Annotated in this window: 24 protein-coding genes and 2 tRNA genes; 21 read left to right on the forward strand and 5 right to left on the reverse strand. The window is 61.5% G+C overall.

Annotated features, from left to right (window positions below; all coding sequences use genetic code 11):
- Position 1: 1 nt before the first annotated feature.
- Positions 2-78 (reverse strand) — tRNA-Met (locus F6X61_RS25380).
- A 210-nt stretch (positions 79-288) separates the two neighbouring features.
- Here F6X61_RS25380 and dinB point away from each other — a divergent pair.
- Entirely contained in the window at positions 289-1,347 is a 1,059-nt protein-coding gene (dinB, locus tag F6X61_RS25385) for a DNA polymerase IV (RefSeq protein ID WP_178125888.1), read from the forward strand.
- 46 nt (positions 1,348-1,393) lie between these two features.
- Here the strand turns inward: dinB and F6X61_RS25390 are convergent, their stop codons facing one another.
- The 3 genes from F6X61_RS25390 to F6X61_RS25400 all read right to left on the reverse strand — a co-directional run bounded on the left by F6X61_RS25390 (position 1,394) and on the right by F6X61_RS25400 (position 5,522).
- Positions 1,394-2,347, reverse strand: a complete 954-nt coding sequence (locus F6X61_RS25390; RefSeq protein WP_110992352.1) for a hypothetical protein — start codon at positions 2,345-2,347, stop codon at positions 1,394-1,396.
- A 21-nt stretch (positions 2,348-2,368) separates the two neighbouring features.
- A complete protein-coding gene (locus F6X61_RS25395; protein WP_153789069.1) occupies positions 2,369-4,084 on the reverse strand; it encodes a proline--tRNA ligase in 1,716 nt (571 codons plus the stop codon).
- 157 nt (positions 4,085-4,241) lie between these two features.
- Positions 4,242-5,522: an OprD family porin gene (locus F6X61_RS25400; RefSeq protein WP_153789070.1), complete on the reverse strand. Its 1,281-nt coding sequence runs from the start codon at positions 5,520-5,522 to the stop codon at positions 4,242-4,244.
- 749 nt (positions 5,523-6,271) lie between these two features.
- Between F6X61_RS25400 and F6X61_RS25405 the strand changes: the two genes are divergently transcribed.
- Positions 6,272-6,691 (forward strand): HIT domain-containing protein, encoded by a 420-nt coding sequence (locus F6X61_RS25405; protein WP_153789071.1) that lies wholly within the window; start codon positions 6,272-6,274, stop codon positions 6,689-6,691.
- A 3-nt stretch (positions 6,692-6,694) separates the two neighbouring features.
- Positions 6,695-6,901, forward strand: coding sequence for a SlyX family protein (locus tag F6X61_RS25410; protein WP_153789072.1), 207 nt, complete (start codon positions 6,695-6,697; stop codon positions 6,899-6,901).
- A gap of 18 nt (positions 6,902-6,919) precedes the next feature.
- On the opposite strand, the gene F6X61_RS27435 is transcribed toward F6X61_RS25410, so the two are convergent.
- Positions 6,920-7,510, reverse strand: coding sequence for a cold-shock protein (locus F6X61_RS27435; RefSeq protein WP_153789073.1), 591 nt, complete (start codon positions 7,508-7,510; stop codon positions 6,920-6,922).
- A gap of 302 nt (positions 7,511-7,812) precedes the next feature.
- Here F6X61_RS27435 and F6X61_RS25420 point away from each other — a divergent pair, with 302 nt between their 5' ends.
- The 18 genes from F6X61_RS25420 to F6X61_RS25505 all read left to right on the forward strand — a co-directional run bounded on the left by F6X61_RS25420 (position 7,813) and on the right by F6X61_RS25505 (position 21,377).
- Positions 7,813-8,286 carry a Dps family protein gene (locus tag F6X61_RS25420; protein ID WP_016392255.1) on the forward strand — a complete coding sequence of 158 codons (474 nt, stop codon included), beginning with the start codon at positions 7,813-7,815 and terminating at the stop codon, positions 8,284-8,286.
- A 181-nt stretch (positions 8,287-8,467) separates the two neighbouring features.
- Positions 8,468-8,806 carry a ribbon-helix-helix domain-containing protein gene (locus F6X61_RS25425; protein WP_256671425.1) on the forward strand — a complete coding sequence of 113 codons (339 nt, stop codon included), beginning with the start codon at positions 8,468-8,470 and terminating at the stop codon, positions 8,804-8,806.
- 92 nt (positions 8,807-8,898) lie between these two features.
- Positions 8,899-9,120 carry an FmdB family zinc ribbon protein gene (locus tag F6X61_RS25430; protein ID WP_003254776.1) on the forward strand — a complete coding sequence of 74 codons (222 nt, stop codon included), beginning with the start codon at positions 8,899-8,901 and terminating at the stop codon, positions 9,118-9,120.
- A gap of 94 nt (positions 9,121-9,214) precedes the next feature.
- A complete protein-coding gene (aspS, locus tag F6X61_RS25435; protein WP_110992346.1) occupies positions 9,215-10,990 on the forward strand; it encodes an aspartate--tRNA ligase in 1,776 nt (591 codons plus the stop codon).
- A gap of 99 nt (positions 10,991-11,089) precedes the next feature.
- Positions 11,090-11,842: a YebC/PmpR family DNA-binding transcriptional regulator gene (locus tag F6X61_RS25440; protein WP_153789074.1), complete on the forward strand. Its 753-nt coding sequence runs from the start codon at positions 11,090-11,092 to the stop codon at positions 11,840-11,842.
- Positions 11,843-11,968: 126 nt separating this feature from the next.
- A complete protein-coding gene (gene ruvC, locus F6X61_RS25445) occupies positions 11,969-12,493 on the forward strand; it encodes a crossover junction endodeoxyribonuclease RuvC (RefSeq protein ID WP_125465144.1) in 525 nt (174 codons plus the stop codon).
- 108 nt (positions 12,494-12,601) lie between these two features.
- Positions 12,602-13,219: a Holliday junction branch migration protein RuvA gene (gene ruvA / locus F6X61_RS25450; RefSeq protein WP_110992343.1), complete on the forward strand. Its 618-nt coding sequence runs from the start codon at positions 12,602-12,604 to the stop codon at positions 13,217-13,219.
- The gene (ruvB, locus tag F6X61_RS25455) at positions 13,216-14,262 is read left to right on the forward strand and encodes a Holliday junction branch migration DNA helicase RuvB (protein ID WP_110992342.1); all 1,047 of its coding nucleotides are present in this window, start codon (positions 13,216-13,218) and stop codon (positions 14,260-14,262) included. The genes ruvA and ruvB overlap by 4 nt, the downstream gene beginning before the upstream one ends.
- A 125-nt stretch (positions 14,263-14,387) precedes the next feature.
- A complete protein-coding gene (gene ybgC / locus F6X61_RS25460; protein WP_110992341.1) occupies positions 14,388-14,840 on the forward strand; it encodes a tol-pal system-associated acyl-CoA thioesterase in 453 nt (150 codons plus the stop codon).
- A gap of 2 nt (positions 14,841-14,842) precedes the next feature.
- A complete protein-coding gene (gene tolQ / locus F6X61_RS25465) occupies positions 14,843-15,538 on the forward strand; it encodes a protein TolQ (protein WP_110992340.1) in 696 nt (231 codons plus the stop codon).
- A gap of 14 nt (positions 15,539-15,552) precedes the next feature.
- Positions 15,553-16,005 (forward strand): protein TolR, encoded by a 453-nt coding sequence (gene tolR, locus F6X61_RS25470; RefSeq protein ID WP_110992339.1) that lies wholly within the window; start codon positions 15,553-15,555, stop codon positions 16,003-16,005.
- Complete coding sequence (gene tolA, locus F6X61_RS25475) at positions 16,005-17,081, forward strand: cell envelope integrity protein TolA (protein WP_125465141.1); 1,077 nt, start codon at positions 16,005-16,007, stop codon at positions 17,079-17,081. The genes tolR and tolA overlap by 1 nt, the downstream gene beginning before the upstream one ends.
- A 47-nt stretch (positions 17,082-17,128) precedes the next feature.
- Positions 17,129-18,379 (forward strand): Tol-Pal system beta propeller repeat protein TolB, encoded by a 1,251-nt coding sequence (tolB, locus tag F6X61_RS25480; protein WP_218575553.1) that lies wholly within the window; start codon positions 17,129-17,131, stop codon positions 18,377-18,379.
- A 54-nt stretch (positions 18,380-18,433) separates the two neighbouring features.
- Positions 18,434-18,931, forward strand: coding sequence for a peptidoglycan-associated lipoprotein Pal (gene pal / locus F6X61_RS25485; protein ID WP_008090230.1), 498 nt, complete (start codon positions 18,434-18,436; stop codon positions 18,929-18,931).
- Positions 18,932-18,937: 6 nt separating this feature from the next.
- On the forward strand, positions 18,938-19,747 hold the full coding sequence (gene ybgF, locus F6X61_RS25490; protein WP_153789076.1) for a tol-pal system protein YbgF: 810 nt from the start codon (positions 18,938-18,940) through the stop codon (positions 19,745-19,747).
- 161 nt (positions 19,748-19,908) lie between these two features.
- Positions 19,909-20,556 carry a 7-carboxy-7-deazaguanine synthase QueE gene (gene queE / locus F6X61_RS25495; protein ID WP_153789077.1) on the forward strand — a complete coding sequence of 216 codons (648 nt, stop codon included), beginning with the start codon at positions 19,909-19,911 and terminating at the stop codon, positions 20,554-20,556.
- Between the two features lie 10 nt (positions 20,557-20,566).
- Positions 20,567-21,241: a 7-cyano-7-deazaguanine synthase QueC gene (gene queC, locus F6X61_RS25500; protein ID WP_153789078.1), complete on the forward strand. Its 675-nt coding sequence runs from the start codon at positions 20,567-20,569 to the stop codon at positions 21,239-21,241.
- A gap of 60 nt (positions 21,242-21,301) precedes the next feature.
- Positions 21,302-21,377 (forward strand) — tRNA-Lys (locus tag F6X61_RS25505).
- Positions 21,378-21,379: the final 2 nt, after the last annotated feature.

A 21,379-nucleotide genomic window follows, 5' to 3' on the forward strand; every position in this document is an offset into this window, starting at 1 on the left:
CTGGTTGCGGGAGCCGGATTTGAACCGACGACCTTCGGGTTATGAGCCCGACGAGCTACCAGGCTGCTCCATCCCGCGCCTGTGAGATCGAATTCTACGGAATTCCTTCCTGATGTCAACATTTAAATCAAAAAAACCTTTCCCGTTCAAACTCTTAGCGTGCCAGATCGGTAGCTGACCCAGTGTTGGCGGGGGTTCCAGACTGATTGTCGTGTACGGGCTGTCTGCGCTCATGGGGCTTGGGGTACTATCTGTATGAATTTACAGTACTGGCTGTCGTCCATGTCCTTGCGCAAGATCATTCATGTCGACTGTGACTGCTTCTACGCCGCCATCGAGATGCGTGACGACCCGCGCCTGGTGGGGCGCCCCATGGCAGTAGGTGGGCAGCCAGGGCAGCGCGGGGTGATTGCCACCTGCAATTATGAGGCGCGGGCTTATGGCGTGCGCTCGGCGATGTCCTCGGGGCATGCCATGAAGCTGTGCCCGGACCTGCAGATCGTCAAGCCTCGCTTTGAGGCCTACCGTGAGGCGTCCCGAGAGATACACGCAATCTTCCGTGACTACACCGAGCTGATCGAGCCCTTGTCGCTGGACGAGGCTTATCTGGATGTCAGTGACAGCCAGTGGTTTGCTGGCAGCGCCACGCGCATTGCCGAAGATATTCGTAGGCGTGTCGCACAGCAGTTGCATATCACGGTTTCTGCCGGGGTGGCACCCAACAAGTTCCTGGCCAAGATTGCCAGTGACTGGCGCAAGCCCAACGGCCTGTTCGTGATTACGCCGGATCAGGTGGAGGCGTTCGTTGCCGCGCTGCCGGTCGCTCGTCTGCACGGAGTAGGCAAAGTCACGGCGGACAAGCTGTCGCGCTTGGGCATCGATACCTGCCTATCCTTGCGTGACTGGTCGCGCCTGGCGTTGGTCCGGGAATTCGGCAGTTTCGGTGAGCGCTTGTGGGGGCTGGCGCGGGGTATCGATGAGCGTGCGGTGCAAAATGACAGCCGTCGCCAGTCGGTCAGCGTGGAAAATACCTACGATCATGACCTGCCGAACCTGGCCAGTTGCCTGGAAAAACTCCCCGACCTGCTGGCCAGCCTGAACGAGCGCATTGCACGGATGGACAGCAGCTATCGGCCCGACAAGCCGTTCGTCAAGGTGAAGTTCCACGACTTCAGTCAAACCACCCTGGAGCAGGCAGGGGCAGGGCGTGACCTTGAGAGTTACCGGCAGTTGCTCAGCCAGGCGTTCGCACGCGGCGGCAAGCCCGTGCGCTTGCTGGGCGTAGGGGTGAGATTGCGCGATTTGCGCGGTGCCCATGAACAACTGGAGTTATTCGAAGACAAATAAAGAAGGGGCGCGATGTGCGCCCCTTGCGGTTATTGCGTCAAACCATTCATTGCGCGCCAGGGTCGGCGACCAGGCGGCCGGTTTCCTTGGTCAGCGTCTTGAGGAAGTCCTGCTGCAGTTCCGGATCGTTGCGAGTCAGCTCGATCAGGCTCTGCTCCAGCTCGCTGGCTTCTTCTTCCAGGCCCAGCTCCGAGAGGCGCTTGACCCGATGTACCCACTGGCCAACGTCGTCGTCTTCGAGGTCATCGAAGATCAGCTCGTGCGCTTCCAGCAGCTTGCCGCGCAGGCTGCCGCTGACCAGCAGGCTGGCATCGCCACGCACGCCGTTGTCCTCGTCGACCACCTGCAAGTGCAGGGTGCCTACGTGCTTGAGGTTTTGCTCGGAGAACGGGCTGTCGAGCAGGTTCAGGCGTAGCACACCGTTCTTGTCGGTGGTCAGCTCGTGGGTCATCTTGCCGGCCTTGACCTCGACCAGGCGCTCGTTCCAGGGCACGCTGGTGAACTCTTCGCGCTTGCCTTTCTCGACTTCGCTGATGCCGGCCAGGTTCTGTTGCGCCCGGCCGTTGGACGGCGTGTTCATGAAAGGGTTGAGCCCGGCCACGCCATAGCTGAGCCAGTCGTGGGTCATGCTCTCGGGCAGGTTGCCGAGGGCGAACACGTTGGCCACGTTGGCGCCGATACCGGCGACCACTGCAACCGCACCCAGCGGGATCTCGTAGATCTCCCGCCAAGGCTGGTAGGGCGTGTAGCGGTCGTATCGACGGGTCACCTCGAATTCGGTGACCTCGAAGCGCTGCTGTTCGTGAATGCGCACGCGCCGTTGCGGAAGCTCCATGACCTTGGGCTCGCCGACATCGATCTGCAGACTGTGTTCGAGCAGCTTGCGCTCGACGCGCTCTTCATGGTCGCTGCGCTGGGGCATCTGGTTGGCGCAACCGCTGAGGAGCAGGGCGCCGCACAGTGCGGCGCCCCCCAGGGTGTAGGTACTTCGCTTGGACATGATCACTCGCGCAACGGTTTATCAGCGGCGGATACGGGCCTGCAGGAAGCTCAGCACTTCGTTGAGCGGCAACGCCTGGGCGTCTTGCTCGGTGCGGTGCTTGTATTCCAGGTTGCCTTCAGCCAGGCCGCGATCGCTGACGACGATGCGGTGCGGGATGCCGATCAGCTCCATGTCGGCGAACTTGATGCCGGGGCTGGTCTTCTTGTCGCGGTCGTCCAGCAGTACGTCGAAACCGGCAGCGGTCAGTTCGGCGTACAGCTTGTCGGTGGCTTCGCGTACCACGTCGGTTTCGTAGCGCAGCGGTACCAGGGCGATCTGGAAGGGCGCCAGGGCGTCGTTCCAGATGATGCCCTTGTCGTCGTAGCTCTGCTCGATGGCGGCGGCGACCACGCGGGATACGCCGATACCGTAGCAACCCATCGACAGCACCACCGGCTTGCCGTTTTCACCCAGTACCTGGCACTTGAGTGCCTCGCTGTACTTGGTGCCGAGCTGGAAGATGTGGCCGACTTCGATGCCGCGCTTGATGACCAGGGTGCCTTGGCCGTCCGGGCTCGGGTCGCCTTCGACGACGTTGCGCAGGTCGGCGACTTGTGGAACCGGCAGGTCACGCTCCCAGTTCACGCCGAAGTAGTGCTTGTCGTCGATGTTGGCACCGATGCCGAAGTCGCTCATCAGGGCGACCGAGCGGTCGATGATGCATTCCAGCGGCAGGTTCAGCGGGCCGAGGGAGCCAGCGCCGGCACCGATGGCGGCGCGCAGTTCGGCTTCGCTGGCCATGACCAGCGGCTCGGCAACCTGTTCCAGCTTGGTGGCCTTGATTTCGTTGAGCTCGTGGTCGCCACGGACGATCAGGGCGATCAGCTTGCCCTCTTCGGCACCATGCACAATCAGGGTCTTGACGGTCTTCTCGATCGCCAGGCCGAAGTTTTCCACCAGCTGCGCAATGGTCTTGGCGTCTGGGGTGTCGACCAGGCGCAGTTCTTCGGTCGGGGCCGGACGCACGGTTTCGCGCGGGATGGCCTCGGCCTTCTCGATGTTGGCGGCGTAATCGGAGCTGTCGCTGAAGATCACGTCGTCCTCACCGGAAGAGGCGAGCACGTGGAATTCGTGGGAGTAGCTGCCACCGATGGAGCCGGTGTCGGCCTGTACTGGGCGGAAGTCCAGGCCCAGGCGGGTAAAGATGTTGCTGTAGGCCAGGTGCATGCGGTCGTAGGTTTCCTGCAGGGAAGCCTGGTCGGCATGGAAGGAGTAGGCGTCCTTCATGATGAACTCGCGGCCGCGCATCAGGCCGAAGCGCGGACGGATCTCGTCACGGAACTTGGTCTGGATCTGGTACATGTTCAGCGGCAGCTGCTTGTAGCTCGACAGCTCGTTGCGCGCGAGGTCGGTGATGACCTCCTCGTGGGTCGGGCCGACGCAGAAGTCGCGGTTGTGGCGGTCCTTCAGGCGCAGCAGCTCCGGGCCGTACTGTTCCCAGCGGCCGGATTCCTGCCACAGCTCAGCGGGCTGGATGCTTGGCATCAGCACTTCAAGGGCACCGGCGGCGTTCATTTCCTCGCGGACCACGGCCTCGACCTTGCGCATCACCCGCAGGCCCATCGGCAGCCAGGTGTAGAGGCCGGAGGCCAGTTTGCGGATCATGCCGGCACGCAGCATGAGCTGGTGGCTGATGACCACGGCATCTGCCGGGGTTTCTTTTTGGGTGGCGAGCAAATATTGACTGGTGCGCATGGTGAGCCGTGTCGATTGCCTGAATGTGAAATGACCCCGCATTGTACGGGGGCGAGACGAAAGCGTACAGAATGCAGCAGTCGTGCGCTTGTGTCAGCCATGAAAAAGCCCGGCCTAGGCCGGGCTTCTTCATTCGCGAAGCGTTGCAAGCACAGGCTTACAGGATGCTCAGCGGGTACTCGACGATCAGGCGCAGTTCGTCGATCGAGCTCGAACCGTAGTACACGCCGTCGGCGGAGCGGTAGGTGGCTTGACGGACGCGGAAGCTCAGGTCTTTCGCCGGGCCTTCCTGCAGCACGTACTTGATGTCTACGTCGCGTTCCCATTCCTTGCCGTTGTCGGTGCCAGTAACGTTGGCGCCGGTACCACGCACGTAACGGGTCATGAACGACAGGCCTGGAATGCCGTACTCGGCGAAGTTCAGGTCGTAGCGAGCCTGCCAGGACTTCTCGTCTTCGGCGTTGAAGTCGGAGCGGGCAATGGAGTTGGCCAGGAAGATGGTGCCGCCGCCGTCCACGCCGTAGGCGTAGTCGCCGTCACCGGTGACCTTCTGGTAGGCCAGGGTGAAGGTGTGTGCGCCGATGTTATAGGCGCCGGACAGGCTGAATGCACGGTTGTCCAGTTTGTCGCCGTCGTAGGCCTTGACCAGGGCTGCGCCGTCGCTCTTGGTGTCATAGATGTTGAAGTCGAACACCAGGCCTTGCTTGTCGGAGATCGGCAGCGCCCAGTTGATGTTGGCGTAGTATTTGCGCCAGTAGTCTTCAACGTTGGAGTAGTACAGGCTGGTGCTCAGGGTGTCGGTAAAGGCGTAGGTGCCGCCGATTACGTCAGCTTCCTTGAGGTGCAGGCTGTCGCGGTTGGTCTCGGCTTGCGCGGTCAGGCTGGTGAAGCGACCGGCGTGCAGGGTCAGGCCCTTGATTTCGTTGCTGGTGATCAGGCCGCCTTGGGCGATCTCTGGCAGCAAGCGGCTGTCGTCGGTGGCGAAGACCGGCAGAGCGGTGAACTGGTCGCCAACCTTGAGTACGGTGTCGGATACGCGGAATTTGACCGCGCCGCCGGCTTTCGAGTAGTCGTCTTGCGAGCGGCCGTCGGAGCCGGTCGGGAACAGGCCGGTGCCGGCGCGGCCTTTGCCGCTGTCCAGTTTCAGGCCCAGCATGCCGATGGCGTCGACGCCGACACCGACGGTGCCTTGGGTGAAGCCGGATTCGTAGGTGCCCAGGAAGCCCAGGCCGGTTTCTTCCACGCGGCTCTGACGGTTGCCGTCTTTGTCACGATCGTTGTTGCGGAAGTCACGGCTGAAATACAGCATCCGGGTCTTGACGTTGAGCTTGCTGTCTTCGAGGAAGCCCTTGGACTCATCCTGCGAAGAGGCGACAGCAAACTGCGAGGTCCCTGCTGCTACTGCCAGGGCGATCATGCTCCACTTCATCACGCGCATCGTGATTTGCTCCTTTGGTTTTTAGGAAGAGTACCGCTGCGCCCTGGTGTTTTAGTTATAGGGGGCAGCTCTTTCTTGTTATGTCGGCGAAAATGTATATCACGCAGACTATTCTTGGCGATACGGGCAAAAACAACCTTTCGATAACTTTATGGCCGTGTCGCGTACAGTTATTTCCATGTCGCAAATCACGCCCTGTTTAGTTGGGCGTACAACGCCAGCGCTGTTGTCAAGCCATCAAGAGTGCGTAATCACAAAGTTGTGGCTTGAAAACTCCCTGGTGGATCCGATGCCGCTGTTGTTATTTGTCGCGTCCACCCGACGATGCAGGTGTCGTGCCGACTTGGCGTCAAACGAATGCAACAAGCGTGCTCAAAATCACGAACGCTTGATGAAATTTTCACAATTGCCGAAGCGCCAGGGTGGAAATCACCGTAAACACGGGGCGGCGCCTGTCTTATGGTGTGCCAAGGATCAATGCCCTGCTTGTCGCCAACAGTTGCCTTCAAAGTCAAGGTGTTACCCGTGACTGTTGATCCTGCGTGTTTTGTGTGAAGAAAGTGTGGTGGTGCGGTGACGATTGGCATCATTTTGGTGCGAAAAGTAGCGTGGTGTTACCGTCGCCGGCTCAAACGGGTGCGCGTAGCTGTTGGGTGCCTGTTCTCGCTGATGTGGCACAAGAGGAAGCAGGGTATCCTTCGCCCCTGTTTTCGCCCTGTGGGGCGTCATTGTTTTTCAGGAGGTACGCCGTGTTCACTCTCGATTCGCGCCTGCAGCAGGATTCCCTGGTGCTGGGCGACCTGCCGCTATGCCGCTTGCTGTTGAGCAAGGATGCCAACTACCCCTGGTTTATCCTGGTTCCGCGTCGCGCCGACATCAGCGAGCTTTTCGACCTCGAAGAGGCTGATCAGCAGCAGCTCTGGCAGGAAACCAATGCCTTGGCCGAAGCGTTGAAGGATGCCTTTGCTGCCGACAAGATGAACGTTGCCACGCTCGGTAACGTTGTCAGTCAGTTGCACATGCATGTCATCGTCCGTCGCCACGGCGATGCCGCCTGGCCTGCGCCGGTATGGGGCAAGGTGCCGGCCATCGACTATGCGCCGGAACAGGTGGAAGGCATTCGCCAGCGTATGCGTGCGTTGCTCGGTGAAAGCTTCAAGGAGGCCTGAGGCATGTCGCTGGAAATGCAGATCGTCGAGCTGGAAACCCGGCAGGCGTTCCAGGATGACACCATCCAGGCGCTGAATGACGTGGTGGTCGAACAGGGGCGGGTGATCGAGCACCTGCAATTGCAGGTGGCCGAGTTGATCAAGCGTTACGAAGAGATGGTTGGCCAGTACGGCAGCGAGGGAGAAGAGGCTCCGCCGCCTCATTATTGAAGGCGGCGGAGACTGTGGTCAGCGGCGCGAGACCGCGACCACGTCTTCGGCCTGCAGGCCTTTGTCACGGTGCATCACAGAGAATTCCACGCGTTGGCCTTCGACCAGGACGCGGTGGCCTTCGCCACGGATGGCGCGAAAGTGCACGAAGATATCGTCACCGGTGTCGCGAGAGATGAAGCCGAAGCCCTTCGAGGTATTGAACCACTTCACCGTACCGGTATCGCGCAGGCCTGCGTCTTGCGCTACGCCCTGGCTGCGGGTCTTGCGTGGCGTGCGGGCAAAACCCGCCGCCAGGTGCAGGGCGCAGGCGAGGATGGCGCAGGCCAGTGCAGGCAGGCTGCCCAGTTCCGGGCGCGCCAGCAGGGTGAGTGTCTGCAGGGCGACGGCCAGTACCAGCAGGATGCTGGTCGCGCGCTGCAATTGCTGGCGCATGCCGTTGTAATACAGCGGCAGGGCCGGGGCCAGGATCAGGTTGAGCAGCCCGAGCAAGGCCAGGTATACGGCCTCGGGTTGTTGCAGCAGGGGTGTTGCGTCGGTTCTGAGGCTGGGTATGAGCGATAGCAGCAAGGCAGCCACGCCCGTCACCAGATGGACGATCTTGAACATTTGATTTGGCTCGCATTGATAAGGCCGATCACAGGATGAGCTGGCTGCACGGTGCGCGTGAGGTGTAAGCGCAAAAACGTGACATCCCAGCCTATGCACCCGGCAATAACAGTCCGCACGGGTGGCACGCTGCCTATTTAACAGCAAAGGCGCAGGCATCTCAAACCGCGTGCGCCGGCTGGCCGTCGCGGCCTGCGTGGCGGGGAATCTCTTGCTAGGGTTTGTAGGGTTGTCGCGCAGGCATGTTTCGCAGTGACTGGCGCCCGCTTGATCAACCGGGCCTACAAGGAGAGGGGAACGTCATGGCAATCGATATCGGTATCAGTGAAGAAGATCGCAAGTCCATTGTCGAAGGGTTGTCCCGGCTGCTGTCGGATACCTATGTGCTGTACCTGAAAACCCACAATTTCCATTGGAATGTCACCGGGCCGTCGTTTCGCACGCTGCACCTGATGTTCGAGGAGCAGTACAACGAGCTGGCGCTGGCGGTGGACTCCATTGCCGAACGCATCCGTGCGCTGGGTTTCCCCGCGCCGGGTTCCTATGCCTTTTATGCGCGCCATTCGTCGATCAAGGAGGAAGAGGGGGTACCCGTCGCCGATGAAATGATCCGGCAGCTGGTGCAGGGCCAGGAGGCGGTGGTGCGTACCGCGCGCAGCATCTTCCCGGTGGTGGACAAGGTCAGCGACGAGCCAACCGCCGACTTGCTCACCCAACGCATGCAGGTGCATGAGAAAACCGCGTGGATGCTGCGGGTTTTGCTCGACGGGAAGTAATTGCTGCTTGACCCTTGCGCAAGCATTGAAGGCAGGGGCGGCGCCACAGTGGGTGCCGTGCCCTGTTCGTTTAAGGGGAAGGCTTTGCTGCTGCTACCGACATGCGTGGCGGCGCTTCATTGACGTCTAGGTCTCGTCCGGAGCGACGGACGGGGATGGTTCGTGTCGATGGAGCGAAGCGATGTACGGTATTACGCAAGGTGTGAATGCTGGGAGCAGGCAGGGGCTGGGAAGTGGTCGGCCGCGTATTGATCCGTTCAAGATGGATTTCGACATGCAGCAGGCCGGGCCGGTGTCGCGTTCCGTGCGGCTCAATGGTTTTGCAACCTGCCTGCGCCTGGAGGCTGTCTACTGGCGGATCCTTGAGCGGATTGCCGAGGCCAATCGGTGTTCGGTGAGCGCCGTGCTGTCCTATGTTGATCGTGAGGTGCACCTGCGCCATGGCGGGGTGAGGAACTTCAGTGGCCTGATCCGGGTGATCTGCGTGGCATGGTTGCAGGATGCGCCGGATTCACACTGATCGCCGGGCGGGCTGCACTGCTCCGGTTAACCATATATAATCCCGCTCTTTGCTGCCGTGGGCAGCCTGCAATGTGGTTGACGAGAGACACCATGCCCCTTTACGACTATCAATGTGCATCCTGCGAACACCGCATGGAGGTGTTGCAGAAGATCAGTGCCGCGCCGCTGACCGATTGCCCGGCGTGTCAGGCCCCGGCATTGAAAAAGCTGCTGTCGGTCCCCGGCTTTCGCCTGAGTGGCAACGGCTGGTACGAGACCGACTTCAAGACCGGGGCAAAAAAGAATCTGGCAGGCGGCGACAAGGCCGACTGAGTTGAATTGCACCGACCGGGTCTTGCAGTATTAGCCCCTTGGGCGGCGAAGACCTCCACCGAATACACGAATCACGAGAAGCGAAACCACGACCATGATGCGCAGCCATTATTGCGGCCAACTGAACGAGAGCCTGGACGGCCAGGAAGTCACCCTTTGCGGCTGGGTCCATCGTCGTCGCGACCACGGCGGGGTGATCTTCCTCGATATCCGTGACCGCGAAGGCATGGCCCAGGTCGTATTCGACCCGGATCGCGCCGAAACCTTCGCCGCCGCCGACCGCGTGCGCAGCGAATACGTGGTGCAGATCACCGGCAAGGTGCGCAAGCGTCCGGAAGGCGCGGTAAACGCCAACATGGCCTCCGGCGCCATCGAAATCCTCGGCTACCAGCTGACCGTGCTCAACGAAGCCGAAACGCCGCCGTTCCCGCTGAACGAATACTCCGACGTTGGCGAGGAAACCCGCCTGCGTTACCGCTTCATCGACCTGCGTCGCCCGGAGATGGCCGAGAAGCTGCGCCTGCGTTCGCGCATTACCACCAGCATCCGCCGCTTCCTCGACGAAAATGGCTTCCTCGACGTCGAGACGCCGATCCTGACCCGCGCCACTCCGGAAGGCGCCCGCGACTACCTGGTGCCGAGCCGCACCCACGCCGGCAGCTTCTTCGCTCTGCCGCAGTCGCCGCAACTGTTCAAGCAGTTGCTGATGGTCGCCGGCTTCGACCGCTACTACCAGATCGCCAAGTGCTTCCGTGACGAAGACCTGCGTGCTGACCGTCAGCCGGAATTCACCCAGATCGACATCGAGACCAGCTTCCTCGACGAGTCCGAGATCATGGGCCTCACCGAGAGCATGATCCGCAAGCTGTTCAAGGAAGTGCTGGACCTGGAATTCGGTGAATTCCCGCACATGACCTTCGAAGAGGCCATGCGTCGCTACGGTTCCGACAAGCCTGACCTGCGCAACCCGCTGGAACTGGTTGACGTTGCCGACCAGCTGAAGGACGTGGACTTCAAGGTCTTCGCCGGCCCCGCCAACGATCCGAAATGCCGCGTCACCGCCCTGCGTCTGCCAGGCGGCGCGAGCATGCCGCGCAGCAAGATCGACGAGTACACCAAGTTCGTCGGCATCTACGGTGCCAAGGGCCTGGCGTACATCAAGGTCAACGAGCGCGCCAAGGGTGTCGAAGGCCTGCAGTCGCCGATCGTCAAGAACATCCCTGAGGCCAACCTCAACAACATCCTCGACCGCGTGGGTGCGGTCGACGGCGACATCGTGTTCTTCGGCGCCGACAAGTTCAAAGTCGTCAGCGAAGCCCTGGGCGCACTGCGTATCCGCCTGGGCCACGATTTCGAACTGCTGACCTGCGAGTGGGCCCCAATGTGGGTCGTCGACTTCCCGATGTTCGAAGAGAACGAAGACGGCAGCTTCACCGCACTGCACCACCCGTTCACCGCGCCGAAGTGCACCCCGGAAGAGCTGGAGGCCAACCCGGCCACCGCGCTGTCCCGCGCCTACGACATGGTGCTCAATGGCACTGAACTGGGTGGCGGTTCGATCCGTATCCACCGCAAGGAAATGCAACAGGCGGTCTTCCGTCTGCTGGGTATCGAGGCGGCGGAACAGGAAGAGAAATTCGGCTTCCTGCTCGATGCCCTGAAATTCGGTGCGCCGCCCCACGGTGGCCTGGCCTTCGGTCTGGACCGTCTGGTCATGCTGATGACCGGCGCCCAGTCGATCCGTGAAGTGATCGCCTTCCCGAAAACCCAGAGCGCCGCGTGCGTGATGACCCAGGCCCCTGGCCTGGTCGACGCCAAGGCCCTGCGCGAGCTGCACATCCGTCTGCGTGAGCAGACCAAGGTCGAGTAATCACGGACTCGGGCGCATCGATAGCGCTGCGCCCATGTATTTCATGCGTTCCGCCCTTCGGGGCGGAACCTGTTTCTGTTTCAAGGATTTGGAGTCGTTATGGCTGGTCATTCCAAGTGGGCGAACATCAAGCACCGCAAAGAGCGCCAGGATGCCAAGAGAGGGAAGATCTTCACCAAGTGGATCCGCGAGCTGACCGTCGCCGCCAAGCAAGGCGGTGGTGACCCGGCTTCCAACCCGCGTCTGCGCCTGGCGCTGGACAAGGCCCTGGGTGCCAACATGAGCCGCGACATCATCGACCGCGCCGTGGCCCGAGGGGCCGGCACCAACGAAAGCGACAACGTCGAAGAGCTCAGCTATGAGGGTTACGGCCCGGGTGGCGTGGCGATCATGGTCGAAGCCATGACCGACAACCGCAACCGTACCGCCGCGGCCGTGCGCCATGCCTTCACCAAGTGCGGTGGCAACCTGGGCACTGACGGTTCGGTGGCCTACCTGTTCGAGCGCAAGGGGCAGATCAGCTTTGCCGCAGAGCTGGCCGTCGACGAAGATGCGCTGATGGAAGCCGCGATGGAGGCCGATGCCGACGACGTGGTGGCCAACGACGACGGCTCCTTCGATGTGTTCACCTCATTCAACAGCTTCTACGCGGTGCGTAATGCACTGGAAGAAGCCGGCTTCAAGGCTTCGGATGCCGAGATCGTGATGCAGCCGACCACCAGTGCCGAGCTGGATCAGGAAGGCGCCGAGAAGGTGCTCAAGCTGATCGACATGCTCGAGGATCTGGACGACGTGCAGAACGTCTACTCCAATGCACAGATCTCCGACGAGATCATGGAAGCGCTGGGCTGATAGTTTCGGCGACAGGTGCTATCGCGGGGCAAGTCGCAACGGCGCACCGCCGCTCCCACGAGGTCTAGGTGGGAGCGGGCTTGTCCCGCGATAGGGCCGGCAAATTCGTAAATACCTGTAGGCGTTATGACTCTGATTCTTGGTATCGACCCCGGTTCGCGCATCACCGGCTTCGGTGTGGTCCGGCAGACTGCGCGCGGCTGCGAGTACGTCACCTCGGGCTGTATTCGCACCGGTGATGGCGAGCTGCACGATCGGCTGCTCGTGGTCTTTCGCGGTGTCAGCGAGATCATTCGTCAGCACGGGCCGGTGACCATGGGTATCGAGCGGGTGTTCATGGCGCGCAATGCCGATTCGGCGCTCAAGCTGGGGCAGGCGCGCGGTGCCGCAATCGTGGCCGCCGCAGAGGCGGGCCTGGAGATCGCCGAATATACCGCCAGCCAGGTCAAGCAGGCGGTGGCGGGCACCGGTGGGGCCAACAAGGACCAGGTGATGTTGATGGTCATGCACCTGCTCAAGCTCACCCAGAAGCCGCAAGTCGACGCCTCCGATGCCCTGGCCATCGCCCTGTGCCATGCCCATACCCGCTCCAGCCTTATTCCCCATGGCTTGACCACAGCGCGGCGGCGCGGCGGGCGCTTGCGTCTGTAACCGCTTCATGCGCTGATACACATTTTGTCCGGGTGGCCCGTTCACCCGAAGCATTTGCTGATAGGGTTGTGCGGTTTCTGACCGGCGCCCCAGAGAAAGGATCGGAACGTGATTGGACGTTTGCGCGGCACCTTGGCGGAAAAACAGCCGCCGCACCTGATTGTCGACGTCAATGGCCTGGGCTACGAGCTCGAAGTGCCGATGACCACCCTCTATCGCCTGCCCAAGGTGGGGGAGGTCGTGACCCTGCATACCCACCAGGTGGTGCGTGAAGATGCCCACCTGCTTTATGGCTTCGCTGAAAAACGTGAGCGTGAACTGTTCCGTGAGCTGATCCGGCTCAATGGCGTTGGCCCGAAGCTGGCGCTGGCGTTGATGTCCGGGCTTGAAGTCGACGACCTGGTGCGCTGTGTACAGGCGCAGGACGCCGCCGTGCTGGTGCGCGTGCCGGGCGTTGGCAAGAAGACCGCCGAGCGCTTGCTGGTCGAGCTCAAGGACCGCTTCAAGGCCTGGGAAACCTCGCCGGCGATGTTCGCCCTGGTGTCCGACGGCCCGCTGCCGGTGGCCAGCGTCAACACGGCCGAGGCCGACGCGGTGAGTGCGCTGGTATCGCTGGGCTACAAGCCGCAGGAGGCCAGCAAGGCCATTTCCGCCATCGAAGGCAAGGCCAACCTCAGCAGTGAAGAGCTGATCCGCCGCAGCCTCAAAGGGATGATTACCAAGTGATCGAGACCGACCGCCTGATTGCCGCCTCCGGACGCGACCGCGAAGAGGTCCAGGACCGCGCAATCCGTCCGCTGCGCCTGGAGGAATACATCGGCCAGCCAGTGGTTCGCGAGCAGATGGCGCTGTTCATTCAGGCTGCGCGCGGTCGCAACGAGTCCCTCGACCATACCCTGATCTTCGGCCCGCCGGGCCTTGGCAAAACCACGCTGGCCAATATCATCGCCCACGAAATGGGTGTGTCGGTCAAGAGCACCTCAGGGCCGATCCTCGAGCGCCCGGGCGACCTGGCGGCGATGCTGACCAACCTGGAACCGCACGATGTGCTGTTCATCGACGAAATTCACCGCTTGTCGCCGGTGGTCGAGGAAGTGCTGTATCCGGCCATGGAAGACTTCCAGCTGGACATCATGATCGGCGAAGGGCCGGCTGCGCGCTCGATCAAGCTCGATCTGCCACCGTTCACCCTGGTCGGTGCCACCACCCGCGCAGGCATGTTGACCAACCCCCTGCGTGATCGTTTCGGTATCGTTCAGCGCCTGGAGTTCTACAGCGATCGGGACCTGGCGACCATCGTCAGCCGTTCGGCCGGCATTCTCGGGTTGTCGATCGAGGACACCGGTGCCTTCGAGATCGCCCGCCGTGCGCGCGGTACCCCGCGCATTGCCAACCGCCTGTTGCGCCGTGTGCGTGACTACGCCGAGGTGCGCGGCAAGGGCGAGATCACCAAGGCCGTTGCGGACATGGCGCTCAACCTGCTGGACGTCGACGAGCGTGGTTTCGACCATTCCGACCGGCGCCTGCTGCTGACCATGATCGAGAAGTTCGACGGTGGCCCGGTGGGCGTGGACAACCTCGCCGCAGCTATCAGCGAAGAGCGCCATACCATCGAAGACGTGCTGGAACCGTACCTCATCCAGCAAGGCTATATCATGCGCACCCCGCGAGGCCGCGTGGTCACTCGCCATGCCTACCTGCATTTCGGCCTGAACATTCCCGGGCGCTTCTGTGAAGGCGGGGAATATTCCGCGCAGGACGACGAATGACAGATCGAACCGGCGATTTCGTGGTCCTACCGCAGGCATGCCCACCAAACGCTGGCAATACGACATTAACCCGGCAAAAACAGTTGCCTGGGCGGATTGGCAAGTTCAGGAGTAAGCACTAGAGTATGCGCGCGCAAAATGGGCTGGAACCGTTCGCACACCGCTGTCGCGTCTATTACGAGGATACCGACGCGGGTGGGGTGGTGTACTACGTCAACTACCTCAAGTTCATGGAGCGAGCGCGCACCGAGCGCCTGCGTCACCTGGGTTTTTCCCAGGCGCAACTGGCGGGTGACAATCTTTTGTTCGTCGTGCACTCCAGCGAAGCGCGCTACCACGCGCCGGCGCGGCTGGACGACGAATTGCGGGTGACCGCGCAAGTGCTTGAATTGAATCGCGCCAGCCTGCGCTTCGTGCAGCAGGTATGGCGAATAAAGGATGAAGTGCTGCTCTGTGAAGGGCAGTTCCTTGTGGCCGCCGTGCGTGCCGACACTTTCAAGCCCCGGGCCATTCCCCCAGAACTGCGCGATGCGTTCCTGGCGGATGGTACGGGTACTCAATCCAACGCAGGAGAATAAGCGTGGAAGCAAACGTCGTCGACCATACCTCCATGTGGAGCCTGGTCGCCAATGCCAGCGTCGTGGTTCAGCTGGTAATGCTCACCCTGGTGGCCGCTTCGGTCATGTCCTGGATCATGATCTTCCAGCGCAGCACCATGCTGCGTGCCGGTCGTCGTGCCCTGGATGCCTTCGAGGAGCGCTTCTGGTCGGGTATCGACCTGTCCAAGCTGTACCGCCAGGCCGGTAGCAACCCCGACCCGGATTCGGGCGTCGAGCAGGTATTCCGTGCCGGCTTCAAGGAATTCTCGCGCCTGCGCCAGCAGCCGGGTGTCGACCCGGACGCGGTGATGGAAGGTGTTGGCCGTGCGATGCGCGTTGCTATCTCCCGCGAAGAAGAGAAGCTCGAGCAGAGCCTGCCGTTCCTGGCCACCGTCGGCTCCACCAGCCCGTACATCGGCCTGTTCGGTACCGTCTGGGGCATCATGAACTCGTTCCGCGGCCTAGCCAGCGCCCAGCAGGCGACCCTCGCCACCGTGGCCCCCGGTATCGCCGAGGCCCTGATTGCCACCGCGATCGGCCTGTTCGCCGCTATCCCGGCGGTTATCGCCTACAACCGCTTTGCCGCACGCAGTGAAGTACTGATTGGTCGTTACTACACCTTCGCCGACGAGTTCCAGGCGATCCTGCACCGCAAAGTACACACCAGCGAAGAGTGATCAGGTAGAAACCCATGGCCCGAGTTCGCCACAAACGCAAGCCGGTCGCCGAGATGAACGTGGTGCCCTACATCGACGTGATGCTGGTGCTGCTGGTCATCTTCATGGTGACCGCTCCCATGCTCAACCAGGGCGTGAAAGTAGACCTGCCCAAGGTGTCCAGCGAAGCCCTGCCGCAGGACAACAACGTGCAGATCCTGACCATCTCGATCAAGGCCGACAAGACTTACTTCTGGAACCTCGGCAGTGAAGTCGACACCGACAAGCAGATGGACAAGGCCATGACCTTGCCGGAAATGACCAGCGCGGTAACCAAGATCATTGCCGCCGGTCGCGACCAGGGCAAGCAGACCCAGGTCTTCATTCGTGGCGACAAGTCCGTCGACTACGGCGCGGTCATGGGTGCCATGGGCGGGTTGCAGAAGGCCGGTGTCGGTAACGTTGGCCTGATTACCGAGGCGCCCTGATGCAGCAGCGAGAGCCATCCGCCTCGGAAAGCTACTTCTGGCCCAGTGTCTGGGCCATCGGCCTGCATGTGCTGGTGTTTGGCATGCTGTTCGTCAGTTTTGCCATGACGCCTGAGCTGCCGCCCTCCAAGCCGATCGTCCAGGCCACGCTCTACCAGCTCAAGTCCAAGAGCCAGGCGACTACCCAGACCAATCAGAAGATTGCCGGGGAAGCGAAGAAGACCGCGTCGCGTCAGACCGAGGTCGAGCAGCTGGAGCAGAAGAAGGTCGAGCAGGAAGCCGTGAAGGCTGCGGAACAAAAGAAAGCCGACGCTGCTCAAAAAGCTGAAGAAGCCCGCGAAGCCGCCGAGGCCAAGAAAGCCGAAGAGGCCGCCAAGGCGACCGAGCAGAAGAAAGCCGCAGAAGCCAAGAAGGCCGAAGAGGCGAAGAAGGCGGCTGAAAAGCAGCAGGCCGACATCGCCAAGAAGAAGGCTGAAGAAGAAGCGAAAAAGCAGGCCGAAGAAGAGGCCAAGAAACAGGCAGCGGAAGAGGCGAAGAAGAAAGCCGCCGAAGACGCGAAGAAAAAAGCAGCCGAGGACGCCAAGAAGAAAGCGGCGGCCGAGGAAGCGAAGAAGAAGGCAGCTGAAGAGGCCAAGAAAAAGGCCGCTGCAGACGCCCAGAAGAAAAAAGCACAGGAAGCGGCCCGCAAATCGGCGGAAGACAAGAAGGCTCAGGCACTTGCCGAGCTGTTGTCCGACACCACCGAGCGCCAGCAGGCGCTGGCTGATGAGCAGGGCGACCAGGTGGCCGGCGATTTCGACGACCTGATCCGTATGCGAGCAGCCGAAGGCTGGGCGCGTCCTCCTTCTGCGCGCAAGGGCATGACGGTAGTTCTGCAGATCAACATGTTGCCGGACGGTACCCTCACCAACGTGAGCGTGGCCAAATCCAGCGGCGACGGTCCGTTCGACAGCTCGGCCGTGGCCGCGGTGAAGAACATTGGTCGGTTGACCGAGATGCAGGGCTTGAAGCCGAACGAATTCAATCCGTATCGTTCATTCAAGATGACATTTACACCTGAGGATCTAGCGTTGTGATTAAACGTCTGAGAGGACTCCTGGTCTTGCTCTGCTGCGTGGCAGGCATGGCCATGGCGGAGGAGAAGAACATCCTGGTCACCAGCGGCAGCGACCGGGCAACCCCAATCGCGGTAGTGCCCTTCGGCGTGCAGGGCGGCAGCGTGCTGCCCGAGGACATGGCCGATATCATTGGCAATGACCTGCGCAACTCCGGCTACTACTCGCCGATTCCGAAGCAGAACATGATCAGCCAGCCCACCCAGGCCAGCGAAGTCATCTTCCGCGACTGGAAGGCACTGGGCGCGCAGTACGTCATGGTCGGCAGCATCGTGCCTGCCGGTGGCCGCCTGCAGGTCAGCTATGCGCTGTTCAACGTCGCCACCGAGCAGCAAGTGCTGACCGGCAGCGTCGCGGGGGGTGTCGATCAACTGCGTGACATGTCCCACTACATCGCCGACCAGTCGTTCGAGAAGCTCACCGGCATCAAGGGTGCGTTCTCCACCCGCATGCTGTACGTGACCGCCGAGCGTTTCTCGACCAACAACACCCGTTACACCCTGCAGCGTTCGGACTACGACGGCGCCCGCGCGGTCACCCTGCTGCAGTCGCGCGAGCCGATCCTGTCGCCGCGCTTCGCACCGGATGGCAAACGCATCGCCTACGTGTCGTTCGAACAGAAGCGTCCGCGCATCTTCGTCCAGCACATCGATACCGGCCGCCGCGAGCAGGTCACCAACTTCGAAGGCCTGAACGGCGCGCCTGCCTGGTCGCCCGACGGTACTCGCCTGGCGTTCGTGCTGTCGAAAGACGGTAACCCGGACATCTACGTGATGAACGTCGCCTCGCGTCAGATCAGCCGTGTCACCGCCGGCCCCGGTATCAATACCGAGCCGTTCTGGGGCAAGGATGGCAACACCCTTTACTTCACTTCCGACCGTGGCGGCAAGCCGCAGATCTACAAACAGTCGGTGAGTGGCGGTGGTGCCGAGCGGGTAACTTTCGTTGGCAACTACAACGCCAACCCGAAACTGTCGGCGGATGAAAAGACCCTGGTGATGATCCATCGCCAACAGGGTTTCACCAACTTCAAAGTGGCTGCCCAGGATCTGCAACGCGGAAGTGTAAAGATTCTCACCGAGACCAGTCTTGATGAGTCTCCCACTGTTGCGCCAAACGGCACCATGCTAATCTACGCCACCCGCCAGCAGGGCCGGGGAGTCTTGATGCTCGTGTCGCTTAACGGCCGCGTGAGGCTCCCACTTCCTACCGCTCAAGGCGAAGTCAGAGAACCGTCCTGGTCCCCTTACCTGAACTGATTGCGGCGTAACACGTTTTGCTTAACACATTGGGGTTTCATTAGGAGTTTCAAGATGGAAATGCTGAAGTTTGGTAAATTCGCTGCGCTGGCTCTGGCCATGGCCGTAGCTGTAGGTTGCTCCTCGAAAGGCGGCGACAACGCTGGTGAAGGCGCTGTTGATCCGAACGCTGGTTACGGTGCCAACACTGGCGCTGTTGACGGCTCCCTGAGCGAAGAAGCCGCCCTGCGCGCAATCACCACCTTCTACTTCGAATACGACAGCTCGGACCTGAAGCCAGAAGCCATGCGCGCTCTGGACGTTCACGCCAAGGACCTGAAGTCCAACGGCAACCGCGTTGTTCTGGAAGGCAACACCGACGAGCGCGGCACCCGCGAGTACAACATGGCTCTGGGTGAGCGTCGTGCGAAAGCCGTTCAGCGCTACCTGGTTCTGCAGGGCGTTTCCCCTGCTCAGCTGGAACTGGTTTCCTACGGCGAAGAGCGTCCAGTTGCCACCGGCAACGACGAGCAGTCCTGGGCTCAGAACCGTCGCGTAGAACTGCGTAAGTAAGTTCCTATGCGTATGTGCCGCCGTGTAGTAACCGTCCTCGCACTCAGCCTGCCCCTTTCGGCGTGGGCTGCGGTTCCCGTAGTAGATGACAACGCGGGTGGTTTGCCACCTGCGGGTTATGGCACGAGCGGCGCCTATGCCGGAGCAGGGGCTTCGGCCCCTGCTTCTGCAAACGGCCAGCTGTTCATGCAGCTGCAGCAGATGCAGGACCAGCTTTCCCGCCAGCAAGGCATCATCGAAGAGCTGCAGAACGATGTGTCGCGCATGAAGCAGGAAAACCTCGAGCGCTATCAGGAACTGGACCGCCGCATTGGCAGCGGAACGGCACCTGCCGCGACTCCCGATAATTCCTCCACCGGTGGTGCGAACAACGCAGCCACGGGTGCCGCCGCCGGCGCCAGCGCCGCGCAGCAACCGGCCGCCAGCAGCGAGCCGGGTGATCCGGCGAAAGAAAAGCTCTATTACGACGCCGCTTTCGACCTGATCAAGCAGAAGGACTTCGACAAGGCCAGCCAGGCCTTCAATGCCTTCCTGCGCAAGTACCCCAACAGCCAGTACGCCGGTAACGCGCAATACTGGCTGGGCGAAGTGAACCTCGCCAAAGGCGACCTGCAGGGCGCCAGCCAGGCCTTTGCCAAGGTCAGCCAGCTGTATCCGGAACACAGCAAGGTGCCGGATTCGCTCTACAAGCTGGCCGACGTCGAGCGCCGCCTGGGCCACACCGACAAGGTCAAGGGCATTTTGCAGAAGGTGGTCACCGACTACCCTAAAACCACCGCCGCCAAACTGGCCGAGCGTGACCTGCAAAAGCTCTGAGTCAATGCTTCATGAAGAAACCCGCGCTTGTCGCGGGTTTTTTCGTTAGAATCACTGCCCTTTTTTTCGTAAACACGCTGCTGCGGATAACGCCATGTCGAGTCCGCGACAGTGCCTGACGGAGGCGGACAGCCTGTTCAGCTGTCACGCCCGTGGCGATCATGCAAGACACATTACGCATCACCGAAGTCTTTTACTCGTTGCAGGGTGAAACGCGAACGGCTGGGCTGCCCACGGTATTCGTGCGCCTGACCGGTTGCCCCCTGCGCTGCCAGTACTGCGACAGTGCCTATGCCTTTACCGGCGGCAGCATCCGTACGCTCGATTCGCTCCTCGAGCAGGTGGCCGGCTTCAAGCCGCGCTATGTCTGTGTCACCGGCGGTGAGCCGCTGGCTCAGCCCAACGCACTGCCGCTGCTGCGCAGCCTGTGCGATGCCGGTTACGAGGTGTCGCTGGAAACCAGCGGCGCGCTCGATATCAGCGGCGTCGATACCCGGGTAAGCCGCGTGGTCGACCTGAAGACGCCAGGCTCCGAAGAGTCGCACCGTAACCGCTACGAGAACATCGAGCTGCTGACCCGCAACGATCAGGTCAAGTTCGTCATCTGCTCGCGCGAAGACTACGACTGGGCAGTGTCCAAACTGATCCAGTACAACCTGGCCGAGCGTGCCGGCGAGGTGCTGTTCTCGCCCAGCCACCATCAGGTGAGCGCCTCCGACCTGGCGGACTGGATCGTCGCCGACAACCTGCCCGTGCGTTTCCAGCTGCAGTTGCACAAGCTGCTGTGGAACGACGAACCTGGACGCTGAGAGAAAAGACATGACTGAAAAACGCGCGGTAATCCTGCTCTCTGGTGGCCTCGATTCGGCCACCGTGGTAGCCATGGCCAAGGCTGAAGGCTACGCCTGCTACACCATGAGCTTTGACTATGGCCAGCGCCATCGTGCCGAGCTCGAGGCCGCGGCGCGGGTCGCCCGTGACCTGGGCGTGGTCGAGCACAAGGTGATTGGCCTGAACCTGAACGGCATCGGCGGCTCGGCCCTGACCGACAGCAGTATCGACGTGCCGGAAGCGCCAAGCGAAGGCATCCCGGTGACCTACGTGCCGGCGCGCAATACCGTGTTCCTCTCGCTGGCGCTCGGCTGGGCCGAAGTGCTTGAGGCTCGCGATATCTTCATCGGTGTCAATGCGGTGGACTATTCCGGTTACCCGGACTGCCGCCCCGAGTTCGTCGAGGCCTTCGAGCGCATGGCCAACCTGGCCACCAAGGCCGGGGTCGAAGGGCAGGGCTTCCGCATCCAGGCGCCGCTGCAGAACCTGAGCAAGGCGCAGATTGTCCAGGCCGGTATCGCTCGCGGTGTGGACTACAGCCTGACCGTGTCCTGCTATCAGGCCGATGACGAAGGGCGCGCCTGTGGCAAGTGCGACAGCTGCCGCCTGCGGGCCGATGGCTTCAGTGCGGCTGGTGTGGCGGACCCAACCCGATATTTTTAAAAAAATGCGTATGGGGTGTTGATTTCCCCTGAGAAATCAGTAATATACGCGCCATCCAACGGGTCGTTAGCTCAGTTGGTAGAGCAGTTGGCTTTTAACCAATTGGTCGTAGGTTCGAATCCTACACGACCCACCATA

Source organism: Pseudomonas sp. EMN2 (genome assembly GCF_009650555.1).
GTDB classification, from domain to species: domain Bacteria; phylum Pseudomonadota; class Gammaproteobacteria; order Pseudomonadales; family Pseudomonadaceae; genus Aquipseudomonas; species Aquipseudomonas sichuanensis.